We start from the raw sequence: 13,664 nt of genomic DNA, 5'->3' as shown, positions 1-13,664 counted from the left end.
TCGCGAACGTGCTGCGACTTACGCGCAGTCTGTCTGCTCAGGTTTAAGCCAAAGTTTGTTTTTGGTCTGTATGTGATGTCCGCGCTTGCGCCGAATGGAGAAGCGCTTTTCACTTCGATTCGTCGATTGTGCGAACGACGCTGGCGCGCGTATTTTTTGGAGGAAACGCATGAATAAGCTGATTTTCGGGCTCGCCATGGCGGCGATGTTGGCGCCTGCGGCCGCGCAGGCGCAAGTCAAGTTGGATATGACCAAGATTACCTGCGGCGAATTGCTGGCGATGCCGGCGGAGGACCAAAGCGACTTCGCAGCCTTTATGAGCGGGTGGTTCGCGCAAAAGAGCGGCCGCACCTTTATCGATGTCAGTCTTTTTCTAAAGAACGCCGCGAGCGTGACCGACTGGTGCGCCTCCAACAAGTCCGAGTCCGTCATGGCGGGCCTGCAGCGCGCTTTCGACAAGAAATAACGACAAAGGATGGCCACACAAATGATCCGCAAGCTCATTCTTGCTGGCGCCGCGAGCGCCTTCGCTTTCGTCGCCCCGGCCTCTGCTCAGGTTACGATCGATATGTCGGAAATCACTTGCAAGGATTTCCGTGGTTATGACGCCGGCACGCAGGACTTCATCGGAAATTGGATGCGCGGTTACTTCAGCGCGAAGAACAATATTACCGTCATCGACTCGCGCTACGTCAAGCGGAACACCGCCAAGATTTCGCGCTACTGCAAGAAGCTCCCGAAATCTTCGCTGATGGACGCCGTTCTGAAGAACGCCCGTTAAACCCCTACGGCCCGGCCGATGGCTGGGCCCTTTCGTCGCGGCCGAGGGCGACTCCCGCGCCTTGGCCGCCGCTTGCCGTTCATCGGCTTTCGGCTATTTGTTAGCTCCTCTGGATTTTCCGGGATTTATCTGGATGACGGCATCGCTTCGGGGCAAAACGCTTTTCATCACAGGCGCCAGCCGCGGCATCGGTCTCGCGATCGCCAAAAAGGCCGCCCGCGACGGCGCCAATATCGCGATCGCTGCAAAAAGCGTGGCCGAAAATCCGAAAATTCCCGGCACGATCTACACTGCCGCCGCTGAAATCGAGGCGGAGGGGGGCAAGGCTCTGCCCCTGCCCTGCGACATACGTTTCGACGATCAGGTGGCGGCCGCTGTCTGCAAAACGGTCGAGACCTTCGGCAGTCTCGATATTCTCATCAACAACGCCAGCGCCATCGACCTGCGCGGCATCGACCTCCTCGACATGAAGCGCTTCGATCTGATGCACCAGATCAATGCGCGAGGCGCGTATCTTTGCGCCAAATTCGCGCTGCCGCATCTGCGCAAGGCCGAGAATCCGCACATATTGACGCTCTCGCCGCCGCTCGATTTGAACCCGAAATGGTTCGCCCCCAACCTCGCCTATACGATGGCGAAATATGGCATGAGCCTTGTCACCCTAGGCCTTGCGAAGGAGCTTGCGCGGGACGGAGTCGCGGTGAATTCGCTTTGGCCCGAGACGGCGATCGCCACCGCGGCCGTCGGCAATCTTTTGGGCGGCGAGGAGATCATCCGGCGCTCCCGCAAGCCCGAGATTGTCGCGGATGCGGCGCATGCGGTGCTGAGGCGCCCGTCGCGGGAATGCACGGGGAACTTCTTTATCGACGTTCGCGTGCTCGCCGAGGAAGGCGTGACGGATTTTTCATCTTATGCGGTCGATCCCGCCTATGAGGCGGTGCTCGACTTTTTTCTGGACGCGCCCATCAGCCCGCGTGTGCAGAAGTCGGCCTTCCACGGGAAATAGTCAGGCCAGCCCGCGCACGCCGATGGCGATCGTATAGAGGCCGACGAGCGCCACGAGACCGCTCGAAAGATAGGGCGCGCGCGCCGCGAGCCCCTCGAGCGCCGGAAAGCGCGAAACGGCATGGCGCACCCCGAGCGCCGCGGCGACGCCCACCAGAACGAGCGTGAGCGCCAAGCCGACGCTGAAAGCCAGCACGAGCGCCGCGCCAAGAGTGAATCGTCCGGCCTGCAGACAAAGCAGAAGGACGGTGATCGAGGCGGGACAGGGGATGAGCCCGCCGGTGAGCCCAAAGAGGATGATCTGTCCCGTGGTCGCCTCGCGATTTGCGAAGCGCCGCTCGATCTCGAGCGCATGCTCCCGCTCATGTGCGTCGGCGTAAACGGTCGAATCGACGGATAGAAGCTCGTTTTCGAACTCCTGTTCTTCGACGCTCGTGGCGAGCGCTGCCCCCGCGCCATGCGGGTGGTGATGATGATCGCCATGCTCGTGGGTGTGATGAGCGTGACCGTGGTGGTCGCTGTGATCGTGATCATGTCCGTGATGGGCATGGATGTGATCGACATCGGCATGGGCGGGCGCCGGCGAAGCGGTCGTGTTTCGCCACATGCGCCACGTCATCCAGACGGCGACGGTCAGGATCATCAAGCCCGAGACGATCTGCAGATAAGGCTCGTTGGCCTCGACGTTTATCTGATCTCCAAGGGACATGCCGATCAAAGCGACGAGCCACACGATCGCGGAATGGGAGATTGTCGCGGCAAGCCCTAGAAGCGCCGCCTGTCCCACTGTGCCACGCACCGCGACGATAAAGGCCGCCATCATCGTCTTCGAATGCCCCGGCTCCAGCCCATGCAAGGCGCCGAGCACGATGGCGGTCGGGATGAAGATCCAGGCGTTGCCGGCGCTGGCGTCGAAGAAAGAGGAAAGATTGGACACGTCCGCGCGGCTCCTCGCGTGGCGCGGTCGATCGGCGGCCAGGAAGGCTCGCCGTTCCTCGCGGCCATATGGCCGCCGGGAATGCGCCTGTTGGCCTTATCTAAAGGTTGCGCATTGCCCAAACAAGCGGCGGTCCGCGCCGGTCGGTCGCCCGCTTAGAGCTGGAGTGGTCCCCCCAAAACGCGACCGGCCGGACTTTCGTCCGGCCGGCGCATTAGTTCAGGCTACCGAGTTTCGCTTAGGGCATGTCGCCGGCGACGAACTTCGGAATGACCGGGCCGCCGATTTCAGCCGCAAAGCGCTTGCCGTCCGGCGTGAAGAAGAACAGCAGACCGCCGACCTGGCTGTCCGTGTCGTAGGCGAGGTCGGAGAGACGCTCGATGTCCCAACGCGCGTCCTGGATCTTCACGACGATTTCCTTCGACTCGCCCGGCGCAATCACGTCGTCGTTCGACAGACCACGGTCAGCAAGCAGGTAATCCGGGAAGTCAGGCTTCTGCGTGAACACGGTCGGGTTCAGGAAGCGCAGGCCAGCCGCCGTATATTCGCCGAGGCGAACCGGCTGCGACGTGCCGTTCTTGACCTTCACGTTGATCGTCAGCTCGCGGCCCGGAACCTTGTAGACGCCGCCGTTCAGCTCGGTCGACACCTGCTCCTTGCCCACGCCCACGGTGCCTTCCGTCTCGATCGGCGTCAGCGGCTTCTGCAAGCCGGCCTGAAGCGGGATCGTGCGCGGGAAGGTCGAGTTCGTCACGGCGTAGCCGACGATCGTCGCGAGGATCGTCAGAGCGAGAACGATCGCGCCGATGCGGCGGTCGTCATCGCCGATGACGTCGTCAGGACGGCCTTCGGCAACACGCAGGTAAGAGGCGATGATGCCCTTCCGGATGAACCAGAACAGGATCCACGCGGCGCCAACCGCCAGCCACGGCAGATGCCACGCGTAAACGCGGCTGATGCCGTAGTTCTCGAGGTCGACCGTCGAGCCGTCGAGGAGCGTCACCGGATCGGTGAAGTCCTTCATGTCGCCCTTGATCTCGATCCACTGGCCGGGTCCGATGATCGGGCCGCCGCCTTCGACGTTGATCTGAGCGTGAACGTGCCAACGGCCGGCGCGACGACCGCGCAGGTTGATCGAGAAGGCGTAGTCCTTGCCGATCTCCAGAGACACCGAACGAGGAGCGAACTGCTCGCCGATGAACTGAGCGGTGCGGACCAGAACCGGACCCGGCTCGCCGGCGTTCAGGAACGACACCTTCGGATTGGCGACCGCCTGCGGCCACGCCGAGAAGACGTGAACCTTGCCGGACAGGACCATGTCCTCGTTGACGTTGACCGTCGTCTTCGACCACTGAACGTCATACCAGTTCAGCGTGCGCATGCGAAGGAACGCCTGCTGGGACTTCTCGCCGTGCGCCGAGGCCGGAGCGACCGCTCCGAGCGTCGCCGCCACAGCAGCCGCCGCGCCGAAGGCGGCGAGCTTGACTAGCTTTTTCATGAACAAACCTCCCAGGTTCTTCTTCCGGCCGGCGCCTCGCGCGCCAGCCGATTTATTCATCCGCGACAGATCAGGCCAAACCGATGATCCAACCAATTTCCGCCGCGTCTTTTTGGGTGATTAGATCTGCTCGATCCGCTTGGTCGTGGAATACCAGCGACCCATGAACCACCACAGGAAGTACACCATCATCGAGACGAAGCCCGAGAAGAACGCCGCAACCGGCACAACGTCCTTACCGAAGGTGCGCAGCGTGCCGCGCTCGACCATGCGGATGTATTCCGGCATCGAGGTGCGGACGAAGTGCAGACCGATGAGATCGGCCAGCGTCATCAACTGACCATGCTGCTCGGTCGCCTGGTGGAAGGCGGCGATCGCCGGCCAGTTGTTCGGATAGAACAGCAGACCCCAGCCGAGCGAGCCGACAACCGCGGTGATCACATAGGAACCCGACAGGAGCAGGATCACGTCGAGCCAGATCGCCGGAACGATCAGAGCAGACGGGAACACGAGGCTGATCGGGAAGTAGGTCCAGCCCCAGAAGTTGACGTAGCGGTTGATCCACTCGCCGATCATCAGGCCCAGAACCGCGAAAACGGCGCCGAACGGAAGACGGAAGTTGACCCACCAGAAAGCCTGCGACGCCGCGCAGAAGGTCACGCCGAGGATCGGAATAACCGTCGGCCACATACGACGATCCTTCCAGTCGACCCAGAAGTCCCAGTCGCCCGCCGTCAGCATGAAGTGGACGTGGTAGCCGCCCAGGACCGCAAAGAACAGCAGAACCAGAAGCATCCAGTCCGTCGTCGCGACGCAACCCGCCGCCTCGGCGACGGAGTTGAACGGACCGACCGCCCCCCCGCTTTTCGATTGTGACATCACTCTTCTCCTTGGTGTTTCTCGAGCGCCTTAAGGCCCCGAGTTTCTTTTTGCCGCTGACCGGAAGCGTCGCGCCTCCGGACCGCGCCCGGACGATCGCCTCTAGGGCCCCGCCCGGCATTTCCTTTGGGCCGCGCTTGCGCGCCGCCTGAGCGAAGTCTTGCCTTTTCAGCCAGGGAACCCCCTGACTGCGACGCGAGAAGAACCACCCCAGTCGCCAATGGCGGCCAGAAAACGCTCCGTCTCTTGTCTAAAGAAAAGTCCCGCGCCCGAACCTTCCGCCCGCGCCCTTTCCGGGCGCGAGCGGGTCGTCACATTTTACTCGGTGAGGAGGGCGACGCCTTCCTTGCCGATCAGCGCATGGATGCGGCCGAGGATCTGCAGCACGACGCCGAACACGCCGAGCGCCATCCAGCCGAAGAACACGAAGCCCCAGTGCAGCGGCGCAACGAACAGCTCTTCCATGAACCAGAAGGTGTGGCCCCACTCGTTCAGGCCGACGTTCGGGATGATCATGAACGGGCCGATGGCGACGATCAGGAACGCCAGCGAGTAGCCATGAGCAAAATACGGAATGCGGGTCTTCGCATAGAAGAACGCGCCGACCGCGATCACCGAATAGATCGGGTAGCTCATGTAGAACTCGATGATGTGCGACGGCGTGAAGTCCGTGTCACGGATAACCGTCATGTGCCAGGTGCCGTCCTGCTCGGTGAAGAACGAGGCGCCCCAGTAGATGGCGATGCCGTAAACGACCAGCCACTGAACGAGGACCACCAGGCGGCGCATCTCTTCGCGCGGGGCCACGGCGTCGACGTTACGGTCGCGGGTCTTCCACAGGAAGCCGGCGAGCGCCAGACCGGAGACGAGCTCCAGCGGGATTTCGGTCCAAAGGATCGACATCCAGTAGGTCTGGAATTCCGGAGCGAACGAGTCGAGGCCGGCGCGCCAGCCGAAGACCTGCTCGTAAATGCGGACGATCAGATAGAAAACATTCAGAACCGCAAGGCCGATCCACATGCCGCGCAGATCGACTACGGACTCTACTTCAGCGGCTGCGCCGGCAGCCGTGCTAGTCGTCGAGCTCATATTTAACTCCTCCTATGTGCTCCCAGGGATGCGCGTGACCGGTAAAAAAGCTCCGCCTCCCGGAACGGAGCCGCTTCGTCCTCGTTTGATTAACGTGAGGCCGGACCCGCTGTTAACGGAGCCCAGGACCGTCCCGCCCTTTCTTGCCGCAGCTCTCGGACCCCGAACCCAAGAGAGAAATTCTCCCGAGAAGCTCGAACATCCAATAGGGCCGCCTTGTTGTTATCGGACGAACACCGACGTCGCCGCCTAAACAGAGACCCAAACTGGCCCTCCCGAGCCAAGCCAACAGACCCCGTTTAGCGTGGCCCAACCATTCCCTCTCACCAACATAATGACAATACCCATCAGGATAGCATTCAACTGTCTATCGAATAGTCCAAACAACCCCAGTGGATAGGGAATTGACTACCCTACTGTCCGGATTCGGGCGCATGGCGGATTTTTCTGAGACGGTGCAATATCCACATAAAACCAGAGCATTATGAGACATCATCGTCTCTTTTCGGGCGTCTTTCGGGGTCAGGATGCTGCAATGCGGCAATACCGACCATCGAGGGTAGGCCGTTCAGCCTTCGCTCCAGGGCCTGACTCCGTCGCAATCGACCCTTTGCAACGCTTCCGCGATCGGCGCTCCATCGAGCACGAGATCGGGCGCGATCTCGACAAGGGGGATCAAAACGAAGCCGCGGCCGAATAACTCCTTGTGCGGCAACGTCAGTTCTGGATCGTCGAGCGTGTGGTCGCCCAAAAACAGGATGTCGACGTCGATCAGCCGCGGCCCCCAACGGCGGCTCGGCTCGCGCCCCATGTCGGCCTCGATCGTCTTCACGGCGGCGAGAAGCTCGTAAGGCGACAAATCTGTCTCGCCAATCGCGCAGGCGTTAGCGAAATCCCCCTGGTCGGTGACGCCCCATGGCGGCGTGCGGTAGATCCGCGATGCCGCCGTCAATCGCGCAATCCCGCGCGTTTCCAGAAGATCCAACGCTTTGCGAATATTGGCCGGCTTGTCGCCGATATTGCTGCCGAGCCCAAACCCCACTCTCATGCGTCACCCCTTCGCCGCAGCGCCGCGCAATGTCGAAAAAACCTCGAAGGCCGCGCGGTGCTCTGCGACGTCGTGGACTCTGAAAATCTGCGCGCCGCCGACCGCCGCCATCAAATTGGCGGCAATCGTGCCGACCAGGCGCCCCTCGACCGCGCCGTCCGGCAAGTCCTTGAAGATAGATTTGCGCGAGACGCCGATCAGCAAGGGAAATCCGAGCGCGAGAAGCTCGGGGACGGCCCGCAGGGCCGCATAATTCTGCTGCCGGCTCTTGCCGAAGCCGATGCCGGGATCGAGCGCAATATGCCGCTCGGAAACTCCCGCGCGCCGCGCGATCTCGAGCGAACACTCGAAGAAGCGCAGCATATCCGAGACGATGTCGATCTCGGGCTCGGTCGCGTCGCGGTTATGCATGACCACCGCGCCGGCTCCAGCCTCGGCGATCGCCGGCGCCATATCGGGATCGCGCTGCAATCCCCAAATGTCGTTAACGATGGCGACGCCGACCGCCAGCGCCCGGCGGGCGGTCGCGGCTTTATAGGTGTCGATCGAGACCGGCGCCCCCGCCTCCCGCACCAAGGCGGCGAGCAGCGGCTCCAGCCGGGCCCATTCCTCTTCCGAGGCCACGGGCGTGTGGCCCGGGCGCGTCGATTCGGCGCCGACGTCGACGATGTCCGCGCCCTCGGCCGCGAGCCTTCTCGCCTGGGCGAGGGCTGCGTCCCGCGAGGCGAATAGCCCGCCATCGGAAAAGGAATCGGGCGTCACATTGACGATCCCCATGATGACCGGGCGCCGGCCAATGGGCGCGAAAAAGCGGTCCCGGGCGGCGGCGATCGCCTCCCGGTCGAACGAAAGGGCCTCAGTCATATTTGATATAGGCGAAGCGCTGGTCGGTCTCGGGCGTGCCTTCGAGGGGCCCGCCCTCCTGGCCGGGGCGCCAGCCGACGACCTCCTCGATCTTTTTTGCCAGCGCAAAATCCTTGTCGGTCACGCCCTTCGCGGTATGGGTCATGAACTTGACCTCGACCCAGGCGTAGGAGGCGGCGATGTCGGGGTGGTGCCAGGCGGCCTCGGCGAGATGGCCGATCGTATTGATCACCATCAGCGTGCCCTTCCAGCTATGAGTCTTGTATTTGCGGCGAATCCAGCCGTTTTCGTAGCGCCAGTGCGGCAGTTCCTTGCCAAGACGCTCGACGATCTCGTTCTCGGGCAGCGCCCGTTCTTCCTCGCTCATGCCGCCTCCCCTTGCCGCCGATCGCTTTTGCGGCGGCGCAACTTCTTTCGCCTGAGCCAGATATAGCCTAAACGAGCGTGAAGTCTTGCTCGATCGACACAAGGAACGACATGGCGGCCACAGTGAGCGTCGCGGCCACCGCCCGGCTACATCTCGGTTTTCTCGACATGAACGGCGGGCTCGGGCGCAAATTCGGGGGGCTCGGCCTCTCCCTCGACGCGCCCGCCACGCGGCTGACCCTCGCCCGCGCCGAAGAGAATAGCGTCGAAGGGCCGGAGAGCGCGCGCGGCGCGCAGTTGCTGGCGCGGGCGCAGGCGGCGCTTGCGCCGGGCGCCGCCCATGCGCTGACGATCCACGAGGCCATTCCCGCGCATTCAGGCTTCGGCTCGGGCACGCAGCTCGCGCTGGCGATCGCGGCCGCCCTACGGCGGCTCGAGGATTTGCCGCATGATTCTGCCGCCGACGCCGCGCTCATGTCGCGCGGCGCGCGCTCCGGCTTGGGCGCGGGCCTTTTTGTCACCGGGGGCGTCGTGGTCGACGGCGGGCGTGGGCCAGGGACGCTGACGCCGCCGGTCATCGCCAGGAGCGCGTTTCCCGAAGCGTGGCGCGTGCTGCTCATTTGCGACCCGACTTGCGTGGGCCTGCATGGCGCGGACGAACGCGAGGCCTTTGTGGCGCTGCCGCCATCCAGCGCGGCGGAAAGCGGAGAGCTGTGCCGCCTCGTGCTGATGCAGGCGCTGCCGGCGCTCGCCGAGCGGGACTTGGCGGCCTTCGGGGCCGCCGTGGCGCGGATACAGGAGATCGTCGGCGATTACTTCGCCCCCAAACAGGGCGGCCGGCGCTTCACCAGCGCCAAGGTCGAAGCGGCGGTCGGGCGGCTGACGCGCGACGGCGCGACCGGCGGCGGCCAGACCTCATGGGGGCCGACGGGCTTCGCCTTTGTCGAGAGCGAGGCGACGGCACAGGCAATTGTCGCGCGAATCGAGGCGCAGGCGCGCGCCGAAGGGCTCGCGATCTCGATCCACAAGGGGCTCAACAGCGGGGCGAAGATCGACGCGGTTTATGCTGAGATCGCCTGACGGAGCGGCCGCCTACCGCCGGCCAGCCCGCGATCAGGTAATTCAGGGAAGCTCCCCGGGCCGAGTAAACACCCAGTCCTGATCTTTCACGGTTGAGTGGCAGGCTACGCATTCTCGGGCGAAACCGGCCTTGTCATAAGGCTTTTGCTGCAAACCAACCCATTCGCCCCAGCCCCAACCGGCGGTGGCTGCGTATTTGGCGTCATCCTTGATCATAAAGGCGACGCTGCTGAAGGCGTCGGGGATTGTCGCCGCGGGGAACTGAGCGCTTTGCTTCTGTTTCCAAACCAGCTTGGCGAGAATGGCACCATTTGGCCAGGGGTTGGTCTTTCCGGCGCGCGCCGCTTCGACAGCGACGTCATTGCCCAGAATCGCGCGCAGGCTTTGATCATCCGAGCGCTGGGAAAGGCCAATCACGCGGAAATTTTTATAAGCTGGAGGCAGGGCGATGCGCTCGCCGGCTGGCGCATTTGTCTCCTCGCCACGCGATGGCAAAGCGAGCGCAAAAATCGGGATGAGCGGCAAAAGCCATTTTCTCATAGGGTTGGCTCCTTGAATAAAATCCGGGCCGGAAAGAATAACTTGCGACACAATCTAACGCTAACGTAAGAAAGTTGGCAATATGGCCGTACGCCTTCCCCCTCGCGATCAGAGGGATGTCATGAAAATCGGCGAGCTGGCCGAACGGCTCGACACAACGCCCCGAACGATCCGGCTTTACGAGGAGCTCGGGGTCATTGCGCCAGAGCGCACGCCCGGCGGCACCCGATTGTATCGCGAGAAGGATGCGAAGCGCCTCGAGGTCGCTTTGCGCCTGGCGCGGCTGGGAACAGAGCTCGGCGACATAGAGCGGCTTGCCCGAGTTCGGGAGGGCTGCGCGAGCGGCGCGGACGCCGCAGCCAGCGTTTCCACGCTGCTCGGCGAGTTGAAGGAGTGGATAGACGAGACGTTAAAAGATTTGAATGCTTTGAAGCTCGATCTTGAAACGGCGAACGCTCTCATTCGGCAATGTTCCAGATGCCGGAACAAACCTAACCGAAGCGCCTGCCCCGACTGCCCCATGGATCGCAATGTCGAGTCGACCGATCTCGGCCGACTTATCTGGGACCCGGACTGCCCATAAAAGCCTAAACGCCCGGCCTTTGCCCTCGCCTGCGCGAAATCTCGCGCAACAGCCCCGGAACCGGCTGGAAGGTAAAGCGCACCTCGTGCCGCCCTTCCGGAATCGCCACCGCCCGGAATAGCACATTGGCGCGCAGAATCTCCGCCGCCTCGCCGTCGAGCGTCGCAAACCACCACGGATGCCAGACGTCGTTGAGGATGAGCCAGCCGCCGCCGGGTGGCGCGTTGGTCTCGACCACGATCTCCGAATTGCCGTAAGAAACGAGCCGCGCCCGCGCGGCGTCGGGCGGCAGACCCTTACGCGTATGGCAGAGCGGCGGCTCTTCGAGCAGCACTGTCTCGCGGTAATCCGCCTCCGGCCACTCGCCCGTCGCGACCATGCGCGCGAAATCGACATGCATGGCGCAGGTCGCGACCATGACGCGCGGATAGGCGCTTTTGTTCTCGTAGAGATGGACCTTGCCGATCTGCGTCAGCTCTTGCAGGTCGCCCGGCTTGTAATGCTTGTCGATCGCCTCGATCGGCACGCCCGTCGCGACATAACGCAGGCCCAGCATGTCGGACAGCGGCGAGTGATAGGTCGGATAAAGCTTGGAGAATTCCCGCTGCTCGGGCAGCGCCACATGGTCGCCGGCGCCGGTCGCGTCCTCGAAGATCTTGAGACGGATCGGATTGTAGCCGAGATCGTGGTCGAGCCCATGGACGAGCGAGGCGTTGGGCCAGTGAAAGTCGATCGCCGCAAGCTCGACGCGGTCACGGCGGTCGGGCGCGGCGTTCTCTTTCAGCTTCTCCTCGAGGAAAGCGATCACCGGGTCTTTCGAATCTGTGCGAAGGACGTCGAATTGCTCCGGAGGCAAAGCGGTCGACTCATTGGGGCCGTTGCTGACGGCGAGATCGGCCGTCGCGAGCGCTGCGACGGCGGCCAGCAGCGCGAAGCCCCGCAGCCGCCCGGCGCCCACCGCGATGACCAACGCCGTCGCGCCCGCCACGAAAGCGGCGCTGATGGCGAGCGGCGCAAGGGCTTGCGCGAGATGCTCCCTTTTCGCGGCATAAGCGATGGCGAGCGCGAAAAGCCCCGCCAGGGCGCCGATGAGCAGAGGCGGACGCGGCGCCGCCACACGACGCTCGATGAGCGTGAAAGCGTAGCCGGCAAGAAGCGCGAAGGCGAAGCCGAAGAGGAAAGTGGCGTCGGCCGGTCGGCGCCAGAGATCGACGCCGGGGATATGGTAGAAAAACGCGAAGGCGGGGGTGTAACGGCCGAGCGCATAGAGCGCGAAAAAGACAAGAGCGCCGGCGAAGAAGCGCGCTTCCCTTTCCGCAAAGAAGCGGCGGCCCAGCGCAGCGAGCGCGGCGACGAGGGGAATCGCCCCCGCATAGACGTCCGTCATATTGCGGGCGAGGAAAAGATCCGCCTCGCCGACCGGCGGTCCCCAGAAGGCGGCGAGCGGTCCGTCGGTCCCGAACATATTCGCGGAGAGAAGCGTGAAAAAGGACGCTGGCGGCAGCGACCCCTTATAGGCGCCGTCGAGATCGATTTCCGGCCGGTTGGAATTGGCGGCGAGCTCCAGTGTGAAAGCGAGCGGCACGGCGATGATCGCGGCGCCCATGACGGCGCCGGCAAGAAGCGGCGCAATGGCGGAAGCGACGGGGGCGTCGTCGGTTGCTATCCGGTAAAGCGCATAAGCCGCCAGCATGAGCACGCTCAAATACGCCACCTGATCGCGCCCGAGCACCATGAAGGCCGCGACCGCGCCGGCCGCCGAGCCATAGGCCGCCGAGCGGCGATCGAGCGCGCGCGCCAACAACCACAGCGTCGCCGGCAACCATGAGAGGCTCATGATCTGGCCCGTGTGCTGGATGCGCCAGGCCGCCGAGCCGCCGAAAGCGAAAGCGAGCGCCGCGATCAAAGCGCCCGCCGCACTCCAGCCGCGATCGCGGAAATAGGCCACCAGCGTGAGGCCGCCCATCGCCAGCATGCCGAAGACGATCGCGTCTTCCAGCACGAAGGAGGGCTCCGGGATGAGCGCGGCGGCGAGAAGGAAAAACGGCGCGAAGATCAGCGACTGAGGATCGGCGATCTGCGGCATGCCGGCAAAGACATTGGGCGTCCAGAACGGCGACTGGCCCGAATGCAGCGCATGCGCCAGGAAGACGAATTGCGGCTGGAAATGCGCCTTCGCGTCCCAGGGGATGGTGACGCGGCCGGAAAGCCAGGGGAAGGCAAGCGCCAGCGCAGTGGCGAGAAAGAGAAGCGCGGCGAGGCCATAAGGCTCGCGGGTCTCGGCCTGTTCGATTTTCTTGTGCGGCGCAATCGTGCTCATGCTCGGCTTCTTAACGCTTAAGCGCCACGACGCAAAATACCGCAGCCGCTCTGCGGCTCCCTATTGCTGGCGCCATGTTTGCGACGGCGCGATGGGGGAAATTACGGATGGATGGCCGCCGATATGGATATTTTTCGCGAGGTGGAGGGCGTCGATTTCGGGACCCTGCCGGGGCCGGTAGACACATTGCTGCAGCAGGGCGTCGTCGCCTATCGCAGCGACAAAGCGCGCGCGGATCGCTTGTTTCGACAAGCGCTGGACCTCGCGCCCGAAGCGCTCGCCGCCTATTTCTGCCTGTATAAAATCCACACCTATATGGGCAATCTCGAAACCGCCAAAGCCGCCGCGCTGGATGGCATGCGTGAGGCGGCGCGCCAGGCCGGCTGGCCTGACGATCCCAGATTCTGGCCGGCAGGCCAATCTCATACGGACGGCCCGGCGCGATTTGCGCTCTTTACGCTGAAGGCCCTGACCTTCATCGAGCTGAAACGCGGCGACCGCAGCACGGCGGATGCGCAGCTCAAGATCCTCTCGATCGTCGATCCGGCGGGAAGCGTCGGCTGGCCGGTCATCGCGGCGCTTGCGGAAGGAGCGGCTGGCGCGAGCGGGATGCATTCTCCGCGATTGTCGTAAATGCGACGGGCGCAGCGAGACGCTTTCGCCTATATGATGGT

At 63.5% G+C, this 13,664-nt stretch carries 15 protein-coding genes; 6 read left to right on the top strand and 9 right to left on the bottom strand.

Features of this window, described 5'->3' with window-relative positions; all coding sequences use genetic code 11:
- Positions 1-169: 169 nt before the first annotated feature.
- The 3 genes from QMG84_RS03540 to QMG84_RS03530 all read left to right on the top strand — a co-directional run bounded on the left by QMG84_RS03540 (position 170) and on the right by QMG84_RS03530 (position 1,787).
- Complete coding sequence (locus QMG84_RS03540; RefSeq protein WP_281930504.1) at positions 170-466, top strand: HdeA/HdeB family chaperone; 297 nt, start codon at positions 170-172, stop codon at positions 464-466.
- A 21-nt stretch (positions 467-487) separates the two neighbouring features.
- Positions 488-781: an HdeA/HdeB family chaperone gene (locus QMG84_RS03535; protein ID WP_202073092.1), complete on the top strand. Its 294-nt coding sequence runs from the start codon at positions 488-490 to the stop codon at positions 779-781.
- A gap of 133 nt (positions 782-914) precedes the next feature.
- On the top strand, positions 915-1,787 hold the full coding sequence (locus QMG84_RS03530) for an SDR family oxidoreductase (protein WP_281930499.1): 873 nt from the start codon (positions 915-917) through the stop codon (positions 1,785-1,787).
- On the opposite strand, the gene QMG84_RS03525 is transcribed toward QMG84_RS03530, so the two are convergent.
- From QMG84_RS03525 to QMG84_RS03495, 7 genes are all read right to left on the bottom strand, one after another.
- Entirely contained in the window at positions 1,788-2,723 is a 936-nt protein-coding gene (locus QMG84_RS03525; RefSeq protein ID WP_281930498.1) for a nickel/cobalt efflux transporter, read from the bottom strand. It lies immediately after the preceding gene.
- 238 nt (positions 2,724-2,961) lie between these two features.
- Complete coding sequence (gene amoB, locus QMG84_RS03520; RefSeq protein WP_202074342.1) at positions 2,962-4,221, bottom strand: bacterial ammonia monooxygenase, subunit AmoB; 1,260 nt, start codon at positions 4,219-4,221, stop codon at positions 2,962-2,964.
- 120 nt (positions 4,222-4,341) lie between these two features.
- A complete protein-coding gene (amoA, locus tag QMG84_RS03515; RefSeq protein ID WP_202074341.1) occupies positions 4,342-5,100 on the bottom strand; it encodes a bacterial ammonia monooxygenase, subunit AmoA in 759 nt (252 codons plus the stop codon).
- Positions 5,101-5,418: 318 nt separating this feature from the next.
- Positions 5,419-6,189: a bacterial ammonia monooxygenase, subunit AmoC gene (amoC, locus tag QMG84_RS03510; RefSeq protein WP_281927381.1), complete on the bottom strand. Its 771-nt coding sequence runs from the start codon at positions 6,187-6,189 to the stop codon at positions 5,419-5,421.
- Positions 6,190-6,757: 568 nt separating this feature from the next.
- A complete protein-coding gene (gene folK, locus QMG84_RS03505; RefSeq protein WP_281930496.1) occupies positions 6,758-7,237 on the bottom strand; it encodes a 2-amino-4-hydroxy-6-hydroxymethyldihydropteridine diphosphokinase in 480 nt (159 codons plus the stop codon).
- Between the two features lie 3 nt (positions 7,238-7,240).
- The gene (folP, locus tag QMG84_RS03500; RefSeq protein WP_281930495.1) at positions 7,241-8,101 is read right to left on the bottom strand and encodes a dihydropteroate synthase; all 861 of its coding nucleotides are present in this window, start codon (positions 8,099-8,101) and stop codon (positions 7,241-7,243) included.
- Positions 8,094-8,468, bottom strand: a complete 375-nt coding sequence (locus QMG84_RS03495; RefSeq protein WP_281930494.1) for a 4a-hydroxytetrahydrobiopterin dehydratase — start codon at positions 8,466-8,468, stop codon at positions 8,094-8,096. The genes folP and QMG84_RS03495 overlap by 8 nt, the downstream gene beginning before the upstream one ends.
- Before the next feature lie 110 nt (positions 8,469-8,578).
- Here QMG84_RS03495 and QMG84_RS03490 point away from each other — a divergent pair, with 110 nt between their 5' ends.
- Positions 8,579-9,547, top strand: coding sequence for a beta-ribofuranosylaminobenzene 5'-phosphate synthase family protein (locus QMG84_RS03490; RefSeq protein WP_281930492.1), 969 nt, complete (start codon positions 8,579-8,581; stop codon positions 9,545-9,547).
- A 42-nt stretch (positions 9,548-9,589) separates the two neighbouring features.
- On the opposite strand, the gene QMG84_RS03485 is transcribed toward QMG84_RS03490, so the two are convergent.
- On the bottom strand, positions 9,590-10,087 hold the full coding sequence (locus tag QMG84_RS03485; RefSeq protein ID WP_281930491.1) for a cytochrome P460 family protein: 498 nt from the start codon (positions 10,085-10,087) through the stop codon (positions 9,590-9,592).
- Positions 10,088-10,208: 121 nt separating this feature from the next.
- Between QMG84_RS03485 and QMG84_RS03480 the strand changes: the two genes are divergently transcribed.
- Positions 10,209-10,670 carry a MerR family transcriptional regulator gene (locus tag QMG84_RS03480; RefSeq protein ID WP_281930490.1) on the top strand — a complete coding sequence of 154 codons (462 nt, stop codon included), beginning with the start codon at positions 10,209-10,211 and terminating at the stop codon, positions 10,668-10,670.
- 4 nt (positions 10,671-10,674) lie between these two features.
- Here QMG84_RS03480 and QMG84_RS03475 read toward each other — a convergent pair whose 3' ends face one another.
- The gene (locus tag QMG84_RS03475) at positions 10,675-12,990 is read right to left on the bottom strand and encodes a glycosyltransferase family protein (protein WP_281930489.1); all 2,316 of its coding nucleotides are present in this window, start codon (positions 12,988-12,990) and stop codon (positions 10,675-10,677) included.
- Positions 12,991-13,113: 123 nt separating this feature from the next.
- Between QMG84_RS03475 and QMG84_RS03470 the strand changes: the two genes are divergently transcribed.
- A complete protein-coding gene (locus QMG84_RS03470; RefSeq protein ID WP_281930487.1) occupies positions 13,114-13,623 on the top strand; it encodes a tetratricopeptide repeat protein in 510 nt (169 codons plus the stop codon).
- Positions 13,624-13,664 lie beyond the last annotated feature (41 nt).

The sequence above is a fragment of the Methylocystis iwaonis genome (assembly GCF_027925385.1).
GTDB classification, from domain to species: domain Bacteria; phylum Pseudomonadota; class Alphaproteobacteria; order Rhizobiales; family Beijerinckiaceae; genus Methylocystis; species Methylocystis iwaonis.
This window is presented reverse-complemented; position numbering and strand designations above follow the sequence as displayed.

What these genes read in the sequence shown, in the direction of transcription:
- QMG84_RS03540 (WP_281930504.1), top strand. Translation starts at nt 170, where the DNA reads ATGAATAAGCTGATTTTCGGGCTCGCCATGGCGGCGATGTTGGCGCCT.
- QMG84_RS03530 (WP_281930499.1), top strand. Translation starts at nt 915, where the DNA reads ATGACGGCATCGCTTCGGGGCAAAACGCTTTTCATCACAGGCGCCAGC.
- QMG84_RS03470 (WP_281930487.1), top strand. Translation starts at nt 13,114, where the DNA reads ATGGATATTTTTCGCGAGGTGGAGGGCGTCGATTTCGGGACCCTGCCG.
- QMG84_RS03495 (WP_281930494.1), bottom strand. Translation starts at nt 8,468, where the DNA reads ATGAGCGAGGAAGAACGGGCGCTGCCCGAGAACGAGATCGTCGAGCGT.
- QMG84_RS03480 (WP_281930490.1), top strand. Translation starts at nt 10,209, where the DNA reads ATGAAAATCGGCGAGCTGGCCGAACGGCTCGACACAACGCCCCGAACG.
- QMG84_RS03490 (WP_281930492.1), top strand. Translation starts at nt 8,579, where the DNA reads ATGGCGGCCACAGTGAGCGTCGCGGCCACCGCCCGGCTACATCTCGGT.
- QMG84_RS03535 (WP_202073092.1), top strand. Translation starts at nt 488, where the DNA reads ATGATCCGCAAGCTCATTCTTGCTGGCGCCGCGAGCGCCTTCGCTTTC.
- folK (WP_281930496.1), bottom strand. Translation starts at nt 7,237, where the DNA reads ATGAGAGTGGGGTTTGGGCTCGGCAGCAATATCGGCGACAAGCCGGCC.
- amoA (WP_202074341.1), bottom strand. Translation starts at nt 5,100, where the DNA reads ATGTCACAATCGAAAAGCGGGGGGGCGGTCGGTCCGTTCAACTCCGTC.
- amoC (WP_281927381.1), bottom strand. Translation starts at nt 6,189, where the DNA reads ATGAGCTCGACGACTAGCACGGCTGCCGGCGCAGCCGCTGAAGTAGAG.
- QMG84_RS03475 (WP_281930489.1), bottom strand. Translation starts at nt 12,990, where the DNA reads ATGAGCACGATTGCGCCGCACAAGAAAATCGAACAGGCCGAGACCCGC.
- folP (WP_281930495.1), bottom strand. Translation starts at nt 8,101, where the DNA reads ATGACTGAGGCCCTTTCGTTCGACCGGGAGGCGATCGCCGCCGCCCGG.
- QMG84_RS03485 (WP_281930491.1), bottom strand. Translation starts at nt 10,087, where the DNA reads ATGAGAAAATGGCTTTTGCCGCTCATCCCGATTTTTGCGCTCGCTTTG.
- amoB (WP_202074342.1), bottom strand. Translation starts at nt 4,221, where the DNA reads ATGAAAAAGCTAGTCAAGCTCGCCGCCTTCGGCGCGGCGGCTGCTGTG.